This is a genomic window from Floridaenema flaviceps BLCC-F50, from assembly GCF_041929275.2.
GTDB lineage: Bacteria > Cyanobacteriota > Cyanobacteriia > Cyanobacteriales > Aerosakkonemataceae > Floridanema > Floridanema flaviceps.
Map to the genome: position 1 here is coordinate 830,577 of NZ_JBHFNR020000002.1, position 15,493 is coordinate 846,069.

11 protein-coding genes and 3 pseudogenes are annotated in these 15,493 nt (G+C 39.6%); 6 read left to right on the forward strand and 8 right to left on the reverse strand.

Going from position 1 to position 15,493, the window contains the following annotated elements:
• Positions 1 to 25: 25 nt before the first annotated feature.
• Both ACE1CI_RS23840 and ACE1CI_RS23845 read right to left on the reverse strand, forming a co-directional pair.
• On the reverse strand, positions 26 to 274 hold the full coding sequence (locus ACE1CI_RS23840; RefSeq protein WP_413267258.1) for a DUF4351 domain-containing protein: 249 nt from the start codon (positions 272 to 274) through the stop codon (positions 26 to 28).
• Positions 275 to 280: 6 nt separating this feature from the next.
• A pseudogene (locus tag ACE1CI_RS23845) lies at positions 281 to 379 on the reverse strand (hypothetical protein); the annotation flags it as partial.
• Between the two features lie 34 nt (positions 380 to 413).
• On the opposite strand from ACE1CI_RS23845, the gene ACE1CI_RS23850 reads away from it, so the two are divergent.
• Both ACE1CI_RS23850 and ACE1CI_RS23855 read left to right on the forward strand, forming a co-directional pair.
• Entirely contained in the window at positions 414 to 581 is a 168-nt protein-coding gene (locus ACE1CI_RS23850) for a hypothetical protein (RefSeq protein ID WP_413267259.1), read from the forward strand.
• A 300-nt stretch (positions 582 to 881) separates the two neighbouring features.
• Positions 882 to 2,216, forward strand: a complete 1,335-nt coding sequence (locus tag ACE1CI_RS23855; RefSeq protein WP_496615748.1) for an alpha/beta hydrolase family protein — start codon at positions 882 to 884, stop codon at positions 2,214 to 2,216.
• A 101-nt stretch (positions 2,217 to 2,317) separates the two neighbouring features.
• Here ACE1CI_RS23855 and ACE1CI_RS23860 read toward each other — a convergent pair whose 3' ends face one another.
• The 5 genes and pseudogenes from ACE1CI_RS23860 to ACE1CI_RS23880 form a co-directional block, all read right to left on the reverse strand.
• On the reverse strand, positions 2,318 to 4,177 hold the full coding sequence (locus ACE1CI_RS23860) for a glycosyltransferase family 39 protein (protein ID WP_496615749.1): 1,860 nt from the start codon (positions 4,175 to 4,177) through the stop codon (positions 2,318 to 2,320).
• A 68-nt stretch (positions 4,178 to 4,245) separates the two neighbouring features.
• The gene (gene glcD, locus ACE1CI_RS23865; RefSeq protein ID WP_413267262.1) at positions 4,246 to 5,718 is read right to left on the reverse strand and encodes a glycolate oxidase subunit GlcD; all 1,473 of its coding nucleotides are present in this window, start codon (positions 5,716 to 5,718) and stop codon (positions 4,246 to 4,248) included.
• A gap of 94 nt (positions 5,719 to 5,812) precedes the next feature.
• Positions 5,813 to 7,879, reverse strand: coding sequence for a tetratricopeptide repeat protein (locus ACE1CI_RS23870; RefSeq protein WP_496615751.1), 2,067 nt, complete (start codon positions 7,877 to 7,879; stop codon positions 5,813 to 5,815).
• Between the two features lie 202 nt (positions 7,880 to 8,081).
• Positions 8,082 to 8,774 carry a carbonic anhydrase gene (locus ACE1CI_RS23875; RefSeq protein WP_413267264.1) on the reverse strand — a complete coding sequence of 231 codons (693 nt, stop codon included), beginning with the start codon at positions 8,772 to 8,774 and terminating at the stop codon, positions 8,082 to 8,084.
• 50 nt (positions 8,775 to 8,824) lie between these two features.
• Positions 8,825 to 9,316: pseudogene (locus ACE1CI_RS23880) on the reverse strand (O-linked N-acetylglucosamine transferase family protein); the annotation flags it as partial.
• A 33-nt stretch (positions 9,317 to 9,349) separates the two neighbouring features.
• Between ACE1CI_RS23880 and ACE1CI_RS23885 the strand changes: the two are divergent.
• A pseudogene (locus ACE1CI_RS23885) lies at positions 9,350 to 9,679 on the forward strand (Uma2 family endonuclease); the annotation flags it as partial.
• Between the two features lie 144 nt (positions 9,680 to 9,823).
• Here ACE1CI_RS23885 and miaA read toward each other — a convergent pair.
• Positions 9,824 to 10,741: a tRNA (adenosine(37)-N6)-dimethylallyltransferase MiaA gene (miaA, locus tag ACE1CI_RS23890; RefSeq protein ID WP_496615752.1), complete on the reverse strand. Its 918-nt coding sequence runs from the start codon at positions 10,739 to 10,741 to the stop codon at positions 9,824 to 9,826.
• Positions 10,742 to 10,938: 197 nt separating this feature from the next.
• Between miaA and gyrB the strand changes: the two genes are divergently transcribed.
• The 3 genes from gyrB (at position 10,939) to ACE1CI_RS23905 (ending at position 15,488) form a co-directional block, all read left to right on the forward strand.
• Positions 10,939 to 14,181, forward strand: a complete 3,243-nt coding sequence (gene gyrB, locus ACE1CI_RS23895; protein ID WP_413267268.1) for a DNA topoisomerase (ATP-hydrolyzing) subunit B — start codon at positions 10,939 to 10,941, stop codon at positions 14,179 to 14,181.
• A 114-nt stretch (positions 14,182 to 14,295) separates the two neighbouring features.
• Positions 14,296 to 14,877 (forward strand): Uma2 family endonuclease, encoded by a 582-nt coding sequence (locus ACE1CI_RS23900; RefSeq protein ID WP_413267269.1) that lies wholly within the window; start codon positions 14,296 to 14,298, stop codon positions 14,875 to 14,877.
• A gap of 29 nt (positions 14,878 to 14,906) precedes the next feature.
• Positions 14,907 to 15,488, forward strand: coding sequence for a Uma2 family endonuclease (locus ACE1CI_RS23905; protein ID WP_413267270.1), 582 nt, complete (start codon positions 14,907 to 14,909; stop codon positions 15,486 to 15,488).
• The last annotated feature ends 5 nt before the right edge of the window (positions 15,489 to 15,493 follow it).

Consider the following 15,493-nt stretch of genomic DNA (forward strand, 5'->3'; position numbering starts at 1 on the left):
TACAAGGGTTACTTTTATTAGCAGTCTAATGTGCTTCTAACCAAGCAGACAAATCATCCAGACTGCTAAAATCCAATAACGCCTCACTTAAATCTTCCAGTACAGATAGCGGTAAGTTAGAAATGCGTGTTCTGAGATCCGGGGATAAGTCTCCAAAGCGGCGTAATAACTGACGGAGAACTAGATTAACAGCTTCCTGCTGTCTTCCTTCAAGTTGTCCTTCTTCTTTAGCTTCGCGATAAACTCTACTTTCTTCCAATCGCATTCCCAGCATTGCTTCTACCTCCCGGCGACTTAAATTGGTGAACTTGTAAACTATGATTGTGGCGATCGTATTTATTATGGCGCGACTTCTTTCTGGGTTGCTAACTTTAACAATACCGTTTTTACGGTTAAATTAGAATTTATTAAATTTGAAAATTAATCATCTAATTAATTTAATTTTACGTCTAAATACAGGTTTAGTAATTTTGACAATCGCTAGTGTTAAATGGCAATCTATTAGCAGAGAATGGGAAAATGCTGCTAAAGATCTGACATCTACTATGTTTTGGCAAGAATATCTCCAATTAAACAAATAAAAAATGCCTGGAAGATTACGCGCACAGGACTGAGATATTTAGGAAAAATCTAGGCTAAAAACCAGGTTTCTTCAAGAAACCGGGTTTTTTTATGATTATCAGTTATTGGCATTCCCTGATAATTCTCATCAGTACCCCAATGTAAAAAAAAATTATGGGTCTTTCGGAGGTATGAACGTAAGTTTCCGGTTAGATTAGGTAAGCTACGGAAATTAGATTTTAAACAATTCACTGAAACATCGGACGCACTATAAGCCTTAATTGCCAATAGTGTTTGTTTTTAACATAGGAATTATTAATATGGTTCAGGTCAATTTTAATATTTGGGGTAATGGTTCGATCGACCTTTCTTTGCAAATCGATCGCAACTCGCAGACTTATATCATCGTACATGGCTGGAATAACTCAGGCGGCAATGCTGCTAACAATTACCAGCCAACTGATTGGATGACTAACCATGCCCAAACCCTTCGCCAGCGGGAGTCCAACGCTAATATAATTCTGGTGGACTGGGAAGATGGAGCGCGTAATCCCTTTTATTTCCCTTCTGCTAACAGAACGAGGGATGTTGGCAATCAAGTAGCTGCTTACTTGAGAAATAGCGGCGTAGATCCTGTGTATACAAGTCTTATCGGACACAGCCTGGGGGCGCAGATCGCTGGATTTACTGGTGCTGCCTATTTTCAATCTACGGGGCGATCTATCTCGCAAATTGTGGGATTAGATGCTGCTGGGCCTGCGTTTGAGGGCAGGGGTGCAAGCGATCGCCTAGATCCAACTGATGCGGCTCGTGTTGTTAGTTTTCATACCAGTACTACATTGGGCTATGACGATCCTTTGGCTGCTCTGGATATCTACCCGAATCGGAACGACTTGTTTCAACCTGGACAGAGGAGTTTTATCGGCAATCATGGCTATGCTAATACTCTGTTCACAGAATTGCTCGCAGGCAACAGCTTTACCCAGTCCAACGGCTCTCTGTTAAACCTAAACACGGTAGTCAATGCGGGATTTGTTGGGGTTAACAATGTCAGCACTAGAAACAATAAAGTTGTTGTGGTTCTCAACTTGTCGGGTACTCTCAACAACGATAATCTCGCAGGTGGCGCTGCTGACGACAACATTAGTGGCGGCGCGGGAAATGACAAAATTAGTGGTGGCGATGGCAATGATTCCCTGTTTGGGGATAGCAACACCGATCTCATTAATGGCGGACGTGGTAATGATTTTGTCTTCGGTGGTACTGGTGGCGATCGCTTATTTGGCGACGATGGCGACGACGTACTCACAGGAGCAGATGCAGTAGTAGACAGAGGTTTTGGGGAGATCGATCGCTTAACTGGTGGCAATGGAGGCGATCGCTTTGTGCTCGGCGTTACACAGGAAGTCTTTTACAGCGACAACGATCTGAACACGAATGGCATCAGCGATTATGCTTTAATTACTGACTTTAATATCTTGGAAGATACAATCCAACTGTCAGGTTCCACTTCGAGATATACTTTGGGAGCGTCACCTACGGGTTTAGCAGTGGGTACAGCCATTTTCCTCAATGAAACTAGTTTGGAACTGATTGCGATCGTACAAGGTGCGATCGACCTCAATCTCAGCGCCACCTACTTCGTAAATGTCTAGAAAGTTCGTTCAAAACTTTGAATTTATTTTATGTTATGAGGTATGTATAAACATTTTGCATACCTCGTTTATGTTTATTTTATTTTGCCTTTCTTTGTCGCTCATTTACTTTTTAAAATTGCACATACTTCAGAGTCAGGAAATTCTGGTGGTAAAGAATGAGATACATTATTTACATTTAGATGTTTGATTTTAAAAGATTTTGAGCTTTCTTGAGCCATTGTAATCCAAAGCGGATACTCTAAATCATCTTTGCCGATAGATAAACCGATCGCTTGACATTGATTTTGCTTAGCTAAACGGGAAAATTCTTGATAGCGTTGCCGTTGCTTATCATTACCTCTAAAGTAAAAATAATTGCGTTCTCCCCAGAGTATAGATTGGGAAATTCGGACATTAGTCCAACTATTCGGTAAGGGAATTAATGGATGATATACAGTGGTAAAGCTGCAAATAATACTAATAAAGACTAGTAAATATATCAGAAGTTTTCGTATTATTGTAGACAAGTAATGTGTGATAAAATAACCACTTATGGGACAACCAATAATCAAAGCTGGTAAAAGTAGTCTATTCCCCCAAATTTGCCATTTTAAAAGTCCGCTAAAGATGAAAAATCCTAAAATAATCGCTCCAGCCAAAGTTAAAAACTTTTGATAGTTTCTTCTATTTTTGATACTATCAATTATTAGAACAGAAACAGCTATAACTCCTAAAATTAAGTGAATTGGATTACTGACAAAATCTTCATTGGGAGTTTTTAATCCTATATCAAAAAAAGGATAATCAAATATTGTCGCTCCGAAGGTAATATCTCTACTATTTACATCTATTTGTAAAATATACTTATGGAAATCTTCCACAAACAGCCAAAAGTTTTTTATTGGTATATTCAAAGCTAAGTTTCTCAAAATATTAGAGATTAGCGGCACAAATCCAATAATTTTATTTCTGGTACCAGAATCATCACCTAAAATGTTACCAAAAGTCAGGTAATTGCGCCAATAATTTGGCAACGATAAACTGATGCTAAGGATTAATACTGTTGCAGTAATCCTGATAGATTGTCCCATATTTTTTAGGGAAAATCTCCGACAAGCGCGAATTCCCAAAACTATTAATAAAGGTGTGCCAAAAATAATTGCTGTCGGTTTTGTTAAAATAGCCAACCCAAAAGCAGCTGCTAACCAAAATATATCTATTTTAGAATAATTGTCTGTTCTAAAAATAAAGAAAGTAAAGCAAACTAACCAATAGGAAACGGTTAAATCTGTTTGCGTGGTGGTAGATTGTAAAATTGCCATTGGAATGCTAACACAGACTAAGGCAGTCATAATTTGACTTTCTCTAGCAAAAGTTTTGGCAATTAGAGAAGTTCCTAAGATGCAACCTAAAAAAGCGAACCATTGTACGGTGTTGGCAAAGCGATCGCTTCCCGCCAGAATTTGCAACTGCATCACAATGTAATTTGCACCGGGGGGAAAAGAAATTTGCCGTAAATTATTAGTAGGATAATGAGCAACGCTGCGGTTTTGTATCCAGTGCATGATTCTTGGCAAATGATAAGTCATCGAGTCATAATTATTTGGAGGCGCAACTAAAGCAGTTAACAAACAAATGCCAAGAATTAAGCTAGTAGCAAGCAGAATAATTCTATTTTCTAAACTTTGCTCAATAAATTTGTTATAAAATTGCTGTTTAATTTGTTCCCGGTTAATAGTATAGCGATTATGCTTAATTACATAAATTGCTACAAAGCAGTTAATTAAAGCGAATAAACTCCAAGCAAAGCTGACAAACTCAAATGTTATTGCGCGATTTAAACTTAACCATTCCGTAAGAACAGCGATCAAAATTACTTGTACAATTGTAGCTTTTAAGAAAGCAATTCTCAAACCAGAATTTGTAGCAACACCCATCTGCCAAAAAATAACGAGTGTTGCTACAAATGAAATCGCCATTAGTAAAATTGGCATTACCTAATCAAACAGTTAATTATTGAGAGTAGCTATTGACTATTTTACATATTTTAGAATCGTTCTACCGACTCAAACTCTTTTGGAAGTTGAGCGCGTGCTGCTTCTCCGCAAGTGCGAGGTGTGGGGAAAATTTTTCCAGGATTCGCTAAATCTTTGGGATTAAAAACTTGCCGTATCCATTGCATAGTTTCTAAATCTGTTTGGGTAAACATCTCTGGCATATAGCATTTTTTATCTGCACCAATGCCATGTTCGCCGGAAAGACTACCGCCAACTTTTACGCAAAGTTTGAGAATATCTCCTCCTAATTCTTCGACTTTTTCTAATGCTCCCGGCACTGATTTATCATAAAGAACTAATGGATGTAAGTTGCCATCTCCGGCGTGAAATACATTAGCGATCCGATAGCCATATTTGTCACTTAATGCTTCTATTTCGCGCAAAATGTAAGGTAATTGGGTGCGGGGAATTACGCCATCTTGAACATAGTAATCAGGACTAACATGACCTGCGGCGGCGAATGCTGCTTTCCGTCCTTTCCAGAATTTTAATCTAGTTTCGGGGTCGTTGGCTGTGGTAATGCTACGTGCGCCATTCTTTTGACAAATTTCAGCAATGCGTTTTTTATTAGTAGCAACTTCCACTTCTAATCCGTCTATTTCTACTAATAAAATAGCTGTTGCATCACGAGGATAACATCCAGTTGCAACTACATCTTCTACGGCATTAATGCTCAAGTTATCCATGATTTCCATGCCAGCAGGAATAATTCCGGCGCTGATAATATCAGACACAGTTGCACCGCAGGCTTCTATGCTGGTAAAGTCTGCCAAAAGCACACAAATTGATTCGGCTGTTTTGAGTATTTTTAAAGTAATTTCTGTGGCAATACCCAGAGTGCCTTCTGAACCAACAAATAATCCTGTTAAATCATAACCAGGCATTTCGGGAATCGGACTTCCAGTATCAACAATTGAACCATCGGGAAGGACGAGTTTTAATCCTAAAACGTGGTTGGTTGTGACTCCATATTTTAAGCAATGAACGCCTCCAGAATTTTCGGCAACATTGCCTCCAATGGAGCAAATAATTTGACTTGAAGGGTCGGGTGCGTAATAAAATCCTGCGCCGCTAACTGCTTGAGTTACCCAGTTATTAATTACTCCTGGTTGCACTACTACTCGCTGATTTTCTAAATCTATTTCTAAGATTTTATTCATTAAAGCGGTAACAATTAGGACGCAATTTTCTATTGGTAATGCACCGCCTGAAAGTCCCGTTCCTGCACCTCTTGCTACCCAAGTAATTTGGTTTTGGTCACATATTTTGACTAATGCTGCTACTTGTTCGGTGGTGCGTGGTAGTACTACTATAGCTGGTCTTTGGCGATAGCTGGTGAGTCCATCACATTCATAAGTTAGCAGTTCTTCTCGACGCTGCACTACGTTTTTTTCACCGACAATGGCGGCAAATTGTTTAATAATTGGTTGCCAATTAATTTGAGGTTTTTCTTGGGTAATCATGGGGATTTAAAGTGGGGATAGGTGGATTAGGCTTTAAATACTCTTAAGAATATTGTGCAAAATTTAGGGCAAAAAGGGAAGTATCACAGTTGATTTAACGTCCTAATCTTCGTTGCAGGCGCTTGCGTTTGGCAATTGCTTCTTGATTGGCAGGCCAAATTTGGATAGTTTTATTATATGCTTCGATCGCTTCCGGGAATTTCTGCTTTTTCTCTAAAACCAATCCTCGATGATACCAAGCTTCCGCATAATCTGATTTAATTTGGATGGCTTTATCTAAAGATGCGATCGCTTCATCCTCATTATTTATCTGTGCTAAAATTACCCCCCGCTGATACCAAGCTTCCGCATAATCTGATTTAATTTGGATGGCTTTGTCTAAAGATGCGATCGCTTCATCATATCTTTTCAATTGTCCCAAAATGTAGCCTCTTTTTTGCCAAGCCTCTGCCAATTGGGAATTTATTTCTAAAGCTTTATTTAAGGAAATAAGTGCTTCTTCATTTTGCTTTAATTGGGTTAGTGTTGAGCCATGCTCTATCCAAGCTTCTAGATAGTTTATGTCAATTTGTAAGGCTTTATTTAACGCTATCAATGCTTTTTTTGGCTGTTTTATTTGATTCAAAACCACACCTAATTTATACCAAGCTTCCTGATTATCTGGTTTAATTTCTGTGGCTTTATTTAAAGATATCTCAGCTTCTTGATATTTCTTTTCTTTGATTTGTATTTCTGCTAAATTATACCAAGCTTCAGCATAATTAGGTTGAATTTCAATAGCTTTAATTAAAGATTCTTGTGCCAGATCGTAGCGATTTAGTTGTTCTAATGCTAAACCTCTTTCATACCAAGCTTGAGAATATTCTGATTTAATTTTCAAAGCTTCTTCATAAGATTTTTGTGCTTCTTCATACTTTTGCAATTTGCTTAATGCTTGACCCCGCTTCATCCAAGCTTCGGGATATTTACTATCAATTTGCAAGGCTTTATCTAAGCTACTAATTGCATCTTCATAACGCTGTAATTCTATTAAAGTTTTTCCTTGTCTTAGGAGTTCTACAGCTTCATTTTTCGGAGAACTTAATGTAGGTTTAGGTGTAGGTGTAACAATTATTTCTGGTGAGGAACTTCCTGATTCTTCAGGTTGCAGAGAATTCCAAAGCTTGGCAACCCCAATACTTAAGCCTACTGTCACTAAAATAATCACTAAATAAAAGTATTTTTGGAAATAACTATGTTGACTTTCTCCCGATATTAATATTTGGGTAGGAGAACCTGTGTAGTTGTGTAATTTGTCTAAATCGCCAAGTACTTCTTTAACTGATTGATAGCGGTCTCTAAAATGCGATCGCACCATTTTTTCTAAAATTACTGTTAATTCATTACTGATTGATGCGTACTCGCGCCAAATTATTTCCCCAGTTTCTGCATCTTCCTCAAACTCTTCTGGCGAGCTTCCAGTTAATAATTGAATTGCCGTTACTCCTACAGCATAAATATCACTATTAAACCTTGGTTTCCCTTTTAATTGTTCGGTTGGCATATACCCAGAGGAACCAATTAAAATAGTGCCTGTCATTTGTTCCCCAGAATGCAATACCAAACTTCTGATTTCCTTAACTGCTCCAAAGTCAATTAAAACTATTTTCCCATCTTTTTGTCGTCTAATTAAATTTGATGGTTTAATATCGCGATGAATTACATCTTGTTCATGCACAAAAGCTAAGGTTCGCAAAACATCTTGCAAAAACCCAATTAATTGAGCTTCATTAAACGTTTTACCCGTATGTAATTCTTGACTAAAATCTTCTCCTTCAATATATTCTTGTACTAAATAAAATTCTTGGTTCTCCTCAAAATGTGCATAAAGTTGGGGAATTTGTTCGTGTTTTCCCAAGCGGTAGAGTACCTGTGCTTCTGTATCGAACAACCGCCTAACTGTCTGTAAAATCGAGGGATCTGAATCATTTGATTTTAGCTGTTTAACAACACACAGAGGTTGACCAGGGAGATCGAGATCTTTGGCAACAAATGTTGTTGAAAAACCCCCGCTTCCTAACTGGCGAATAATTTGGTAGCGTCCACGCAGCGTTTTTCCAAGCATTAGGTCACTGTTATTCAGCAGCACTGGTACTGCATTCTTACCCTGATTTTGACACATAGCGACACCATCTTCACCAAAACTCTTTAGATGGGGATTTTTTTGGCTGGCAGTGAGGTCAGATTTGTCTATGAAAACAGATCTAGAAAAAGTTTCCTGTTTAACTACAATCTTTTTAACGTTCTGAAAAGAATTAATTAACAAAAAACTTTCTCCCTGGCTACAGTCGCTCAAATTTTGAATTTACTATAAACAATTTTTATTAACTGATACTTATTCCTGAAGTATTATAATCAGTTGGCTGTACGGTATTTTCTGATAAGGAAAATTCTATTTCTTCATGTTTTGCTTGAATATTACATCTTTCCATACTGTAAACAAAAACCCCGCCTGTTTCAATTTTATAAATCCAACCATAAATGCTCAATTCGCCTTTGTGAAGTTTGGAATGGATCGCTGGATAGGTGCGTAAATTTTCTATTTGAGTGAAAACATTCTCCTCAATTGTAGCATCCAAAAGTTCCTTACCTTCGTAGTTCTGATAATTTTCTTTAATTAATCTCCGAGTAGCTTCAGCGTGTTTCAACCAATCATAAACTAATGGCATTTCTTCAGCTAGTTTGCCTATTTGCAGTAACCCTTTCATAGCTCCACAATTAGAGTGACCGCAGACGATAATTTGTTTAACTTCTAAAGCAACCACAGCATATTCTATTGCTGCTCCTTCCCCGCCATTAGCTGCACCGTAAGGGGGAATAATGTTGCCTGCGTTCCTGATAATAAATAGTTCACCTGGCTCGGTCTGGGTGAGCAAATTTGGATCGATGCGGGAGTCTGAACAGGTAATAAATAAAGCTCTTGGATGCTGTTCTTCTGAGAGCTTCTGGAATAATTCTCGATGACTGGTGAAGTAGCTGGATTGAAATTCTCGCAACCCTCTAATTAGTTTTCGCATTGGGAATTTTTTTTGTTTTTAATGCTAAAGATCGTTAGACTTTAATATACCTAATATTTGTTCGCCTGAAAAGTATTCTCTTGTACAACTTGAGCATAAAATTTTTCTAATGCTTGGACACAAACTTGGTCATCAAAAAGTCGATCGTGATTAGTTTTTATTTTTACAGCTACTTCCTGCCGCCATTCAGTATCTAAACCTAGTCTTACAGCAATTTCGATGTATTCTGCTTCGGTTTTGGCGATCGTTTCTGTAACGCCAATCATTTTTAAAAAGCTATCAGCATGGCGACCGCGCATAAATTCTCCCGGCTGGGTTACTATTGGTAAATTGCAAGCGATCGCTTCTAAAGATGTATTTCCCCCCGACCAACCGATAGTGTCTAAAAAAACATCCGAAAGTAAATTTATCATTAAATAATCTGGTCGAGTGGGAATATTAAGAAACAGACAATAATCTTCATAATTTAAATTAACTTGAGCAAAAGCACGTTCCCAACGTTTTTTCAGTAATTCACCCCGCAAGAAAATAAACTTAGCTTGGGTTTCCTTTAGTTTGCAAAAGGGAAGAGAGCGGTACAAGATCCAATTAGGCAATTAAGTGATTCGCCTTTGCGCGTTTTTGAATTGCGAGGAATGCGTTATTTTGAAATTTCTGAAAATTGGTTAGAACAAGTTGATTTAGGTGTAACTTTGTGGGAGGGAGAATTTGAAGGTAGGCGAGATACTTGGTTGCGTTGGTGCGATCGCCAAGGTAACATTCTCTTAACTGGCGATGAACGTTCTCGGCAAGCTGAACAACGCGCCTCCGAAGCTGAACATAGAGCTTCGGAAGCGGAACGACGCACTCAAATATTAGCAGAACAACTGCGAAATTTAGGGATTAATCCCGATACCATTAGTTAAATTCTTGTCGGTTTGATCCCCCCTAACCCCCCTTAATAAGGGGGGAACAAAATGCGAAATACCCTAATTAATCAGAAGGCACCAAATTCAAAGTCCCCCTTGATAAGGGGGATTTAGGGGGATCGAAAACCCTTAATCTCACAGTTATTTAACTTTAACAAACTCCTGTATTCGCCGCCAAACCTTTTCTAATAAATCAGGATCGTCAGCATTAAACCATTCAATTTCAGGATAAGCTCGAAACCAAGTGCGTTGACGTTTAGCGAATTGTCTTGTATGCAAAACAGTTAATTCTTTCGCTTGTTCCAGGGTAATTTCCCCAGCTAAATATTGTTTAATTTCCGCATATCCCAAAGTATTCAACAAAGGCAAATCAGCACCATATTTTTCACACAAACTTTCTACCTCAGCTACCAAACCATCAGCGATCATTTTGTCGGTACGTCGCGCAATGCGTTTTTGCAAATCTTCCGAATTACACTCTAAACCTATCTGCAAAATTGGATAATTTGGTGGATTTTCTCCTTGTTGTTCGGAAATTGGTTTGCCAGTGACGTAAAATACTTCTAATGCTCTTAAAGTTCTCACTAAATCGTTAGCGTGAATTTTTTCGGCAGCAGCACGATCGACTTGTTGCAAAAAAGCGTAAAGTTGAATTTGTCCGAGGTTTTCTAATTGCGATCGCAAATCCAACTGCGGCGCAACACGCGGAATTTTTAAACCCTGCACCACAGAACGAATGTATAAACCCGTACCACCAACTAATAATGGCACACTTCCTGATTCCTGCTGTTGAGTAATTAATGCTTGAGCTTGTTCCTGATAATCCGCCACCGTTAATGTCACCCTTGGGTGACAAAAATCGATTAAATAATGTCGCACCAACTGTTGCTCAAACAAAGAAGGTTTCGCCGTACCAATATCAAATTCGCGGTACACTTGACGAGAGTCCGCACTAATAATTGCTGAATTCAGCCGTTGCGCCAAAACCAAAGCTAACCCCGATTTCCCCGTTGCCGTTGCGCCACAAATAGTAATTAAAGCTGGTTGGTAATCACTCATTTGATTTGAGATTTGAGATTTAATTGTTCTGAAACCCTTCCTCAAGGGCATCTATTTAAAGGAGTCAATCCCCTAAATAAATTTTTCATGAGTTTGGGCTACGGTCGCCATTAAGCCTTTTGTGCTAGAATTTTGGAGTGTTTTTTCCCTTTTGGGTCAGTAGACGGCTCAAAGCCATTATTGGAGAAATCCTTATTATGACAAGCAGTTACAGCGCCGAGCAGATTCAAGTTCTGGAAGGACTGGAACCGGTACGCAAAAGACCGGGAATGTACATTGGGTCAACGGGGCCAAGGGGACTCCATCATTTAGTTTACGAGGTAGTAGACAACTCGATCGATGAGGCGCTGGCTGGCTATTGCACTCATATTGAAATTGACCTGAACGCCGACGGTTCAGTGACAGTGACAGACGACGGGCGGGGTATCCCCACAGATATCCATCCTCGCACAGGCAAATCAGCGCTAGAAACGGTTTTAACAGTTCTCCACGCTGGAGGCAAGTTTGGTGGAGGCGGTTACAAAGTTTCCGGGGGACTACACGGCGTTGGTGTTTCGGTAGTTAACGCTTTGTCCGAGTATTTAGAAGTTACAGTATGGCGAGAAAAGAAAGTACATAAACAACGCTTTGAACGTGGTGTTCCTGTCACCGAATTGCAGGTTGAATCAATCAAAGAAAATCGCACTGGAACTTCAGTAACATTCAGTCCTGACGAGCAAATTTTCACCACTGGCACAGAGTTTGATTATACAACTTTATCCGCTCGGTTACGCGAATTAGCTTACCTAAATGCTGGCGTAAAAATTACCTTTACTGACAACCGTTTAGAATTACTGAAAAGCGGTGTTCCTAAAGTAGAAAGCTACGAATACAAAGGTGGAATTCGCGAATATATTGCTTACATGAACCGCGAAAAACAACCTCTGCATGAAGATATTATTTTTGTGCAGGGAGAGCGGAATAATGTGCAATTAGAAGTAGCATTACAATGGTGTACTGATGCTTATACAGATAATCTTTTAGGTTTTGCGAATAACATCCGCACCATTGACGGTGGGACACATTTGGAAGGTTTGAAAGCGGTGTTGACGCGGACGTTAAATGCGATCGCCAGAAAACGCAATAAACTAAAAGAAGCTGATGCCAACCTCGCCGGAGAAAACATTCGCGAAGGTTTAACCGCAGTCATTTCCGTAAAAGTACCAGACCCCGAATTTGAAGGACAAACCAAAACCAAATTAGGCAACCCAGAAGTCCGGGGAATTGTTGAAGGTTTAGTTGGCGAAGCATTAACCGAGTATTTAGAATTTCGTCCCCCCGTAGCTGATGCAATTTTAGAAAAAGCAATTCAAGCCTTTAAAGCCGCCGAAGCTGCTAGACGTGCCCGTGATTTAGTCCGCAGAAAATCAGTTTTAGAATCTTCACCTTTACCCGGTAAATTAGCAGATTGTAGCTCAAGAGATCCCGCCGAATCTGAGATTTATATTGTGGAAGGCGACTCTGCGGGCGGCTGTTTTTCTGGAGATACACTTGTTGCTTTAGCCGATGGTCGCTTCCTCAGCTTCAAACAAATTGTCGCTGAACAAGCACTAGGTAAACAGAATTTTTGTTACACCATTCGCCAGGACGGAAATATCGGCATTGAGAAGATTATTAATGCCAGAATGACAAAGGCAAATGCTGAAGTTATTAAACTGACATTGGATAACGGTGAAACCATTATTTGTACACCGGATCACCGCTTCATGTTGCGGGATGGCAGTTATAAACCAGCAGCATTATTGACATCAGATGATTCCCTGATGCCACTATACCGAAAGCTATCTAACAACAGCGAACCAGGAATTACAATAAACGGTTACGAGATGGTTTGGAACCCTCGTTCTGACTCTTGGTTATTCACTCATCTTTTAGCTGATTGGTATAACCGTTGGCAAGGAGTTTATCAGCAAAAAGACGGCGATCATTGTCATCATATTGACTTCAACAAAAACAACAACAACCCAACAAATATTCGCCGCTTACCTGTTGAGGAACATTTAGCTTTACATCGCCTTCATGTAGCTGAAACATTGCATCGGCAAGATGTAATTGAAAAGTGCCGAAAAATTCGCACTTCTAAAGAATTCCGCAGCCGGATGAGTCAGAGAATGCGGCAAGAAAAAACTCGCCAAATTCTCTCAGAACAAGCTAAGTTACAGTGGCAAGATGAAGCTTATAAAGCTTACATGATGGAAAAATGGCAGGAGTTTTATCACAACAATGAAACCTACCGCCAACAAAATCATGAACAGCTACAAAAAGCACAGCAAGAATATTGGAGTGATGCTAATAATCGTATAGCTCAATCTGAGCGTGTTCGCGATTATTATGCTAATCATCCAGAGGCAAAAGAAACCCTCTCCGATGCAGCTAAACAACAATGGAACAATCAAGAATTGTTGGAATGGCGGCGACAAAAAACTCAAGAACAATGGACAGATCAATTTCGTGCTAAACGCCAAAAAGCGCTGCATGAAACTTACTATCGCAAAACAATTGCTGCACTCAAGCAAATTGAATTTTTGGCCGGTACTCTTGATTTAGATGCTTATAACGCCTACCGTACTGAAACCAAAGATAAATCACTTTTGCGATTCGATACCTTCTGTCAACGTTACTTTGAAGGTGATGAATTACTAGCGCAAGAAGCAGTTGCTAATTACAACCACCGCATTGTTTCTATTGAACGTTTAGAAGAGTGCGTTGACGTTTACGATATCGAAGTTCCTCATACCCATAACTTCGCCTTAGCCAGTGGTATTTTTGTACATAACAGTGCTAAACAAGGGCGGGATAGACGTTTCCAAGCCATCCTACCTTTGCGCGGAAAAATCCTCAACATTGAGAAAACCGACGATGCCAAAATCTACAAAAATACCGAAATTCAAGCGTTAATTACTGCTTTAGGTTTAGGCGTTAAAGGTGAAGAATTCGACTCTTCCCAATTGCGTTATCACCGCATAGTGATAATGACTGATGCTGACGTAGATGGGGCCCATATCCGCACGCTATTGCTAACATTTTTCTACCGCTATCAACGGGCATTAATTGAGCAAGGCTATATTTATATTGCCTGTCCTCCATTGTATAAAGTTGAGCGCGGTAAGAATCATGATTACTGTTATAGCGATCGCGAATTGCAAGAATTAATTCGGGCATTTCCCGCTAACGCCAAATACACAATTCAGCGGTTCAAAGGTTTAGGTGAAATGATGCCTACACAACTTTGGAATACCACAATGAACCCAGAAACTCGAACTTTGAAACAGGTAGAAATTGAAGATGCAGCGGAAGCCGATCGCATTTTTACCATCTTAATGGGCGATCGAGTTGCACCCAGACGGGAATTCATCGAAACCTACGGGCCAAAATTGAACCTGACTGATTTGGATATTTAGATCCCCCCTAACCCCCCTTAACAAGGGGGGAACCGGATTCAAATAAATTCAAAGTCCCCCTTATTAAGGGGGATTTAGGGGGATCTTAATTTATGGCTTAGAGGGTAAACAAAAATGAACAGTGTCACTTTAAATTTAGCTCATGTCGTGAAATTGACTGACGAAAACTTTGCCGAATTAGCGGCGGCGAATGACAATTTACGATTGGAATTGACAGCTAAAGGAGAATTAATTATTATGCCGCCAACGGGGGGAGAAACGGGAAATCGCAATTTCGAGATTTACGTTGATTTGGGTATTTGGAATCGCCAAACTCGATTAGGAAAAGCTTTTGATTCTTCTACAGGTTTTCGCTTACCAAATGGCGCGACTCGTTCTCCTGATGTGGCATGGATTAGAATTGAGAGATGGTCAGCTTTAACGACTCAACAAAGAAAGAAGTTTTTGCCAATCTGTCCTGATTTTGTGGTGGAATTGGTTTCGGAGACGGATGATTTGTCAGAGGTGCGTCTGAAGATGCAGGAATATTTAGAAAATGGGTTACTTTTGGGTTGGTTGATTAATCCAAAAAGTCGGACAGTGGAAGTTTTTCGGGTGAATCGAGAAGTGGAGAGGTTAGAGGGTGTTTTGAGTTTATCGGGTGAGGATGTGTTACCGGGATTTGTGTTGAATTTGCAACCGATTTGGAATGAATAGAATTCTCTGTGAAGTGGAGATTAATTAATATGAATGCTGTTAGCCTCAACTTATCGAATGTTTTGCAAATGACGGATGAGAAATTTGCCGAATTGGTTGATGCTAATCGGGATTTGCGATTGGAATTGACAGCTAAAGGAGAATTAATTATTATGCCGCCAACGGGGGGAGAAACGGGCGATCGCAATTTCGAGATTGACGGACAACTTTGGTTGTGGAATCGCCAAACTCGATTAGGAAAAGCTTTTGATTCTTCCACAGGTTTTCGCTTACCAAATGGCGCGACTCGTTCTCCTGATGTGGCATGGATTAGAATAGAGAAATGGTCAGCTTTGACGGCCCAACAAAGAAAGAAGTTTTTGCCAATCTGTCCTGATTTTGTAGTGGAATTAGTTTCCGAGTCGGATGATTTGGCAGAGGTGCGTCTGAAGATGCAGGAATATTTAGAAAATGGGTTACTTTTAGGTTGGTTGATTATTCCGAAAATGCGAATGGTGGAAGTTTTTCGGGTGAATCGAGAAGTGGAGAGGTTAGAGGGTGTTTTGAGTTTATCGGGTGAAGATGTTTTACCGGGATTTGTGTTGAATTTACAACCGATTTGGGATAACTAGAATGC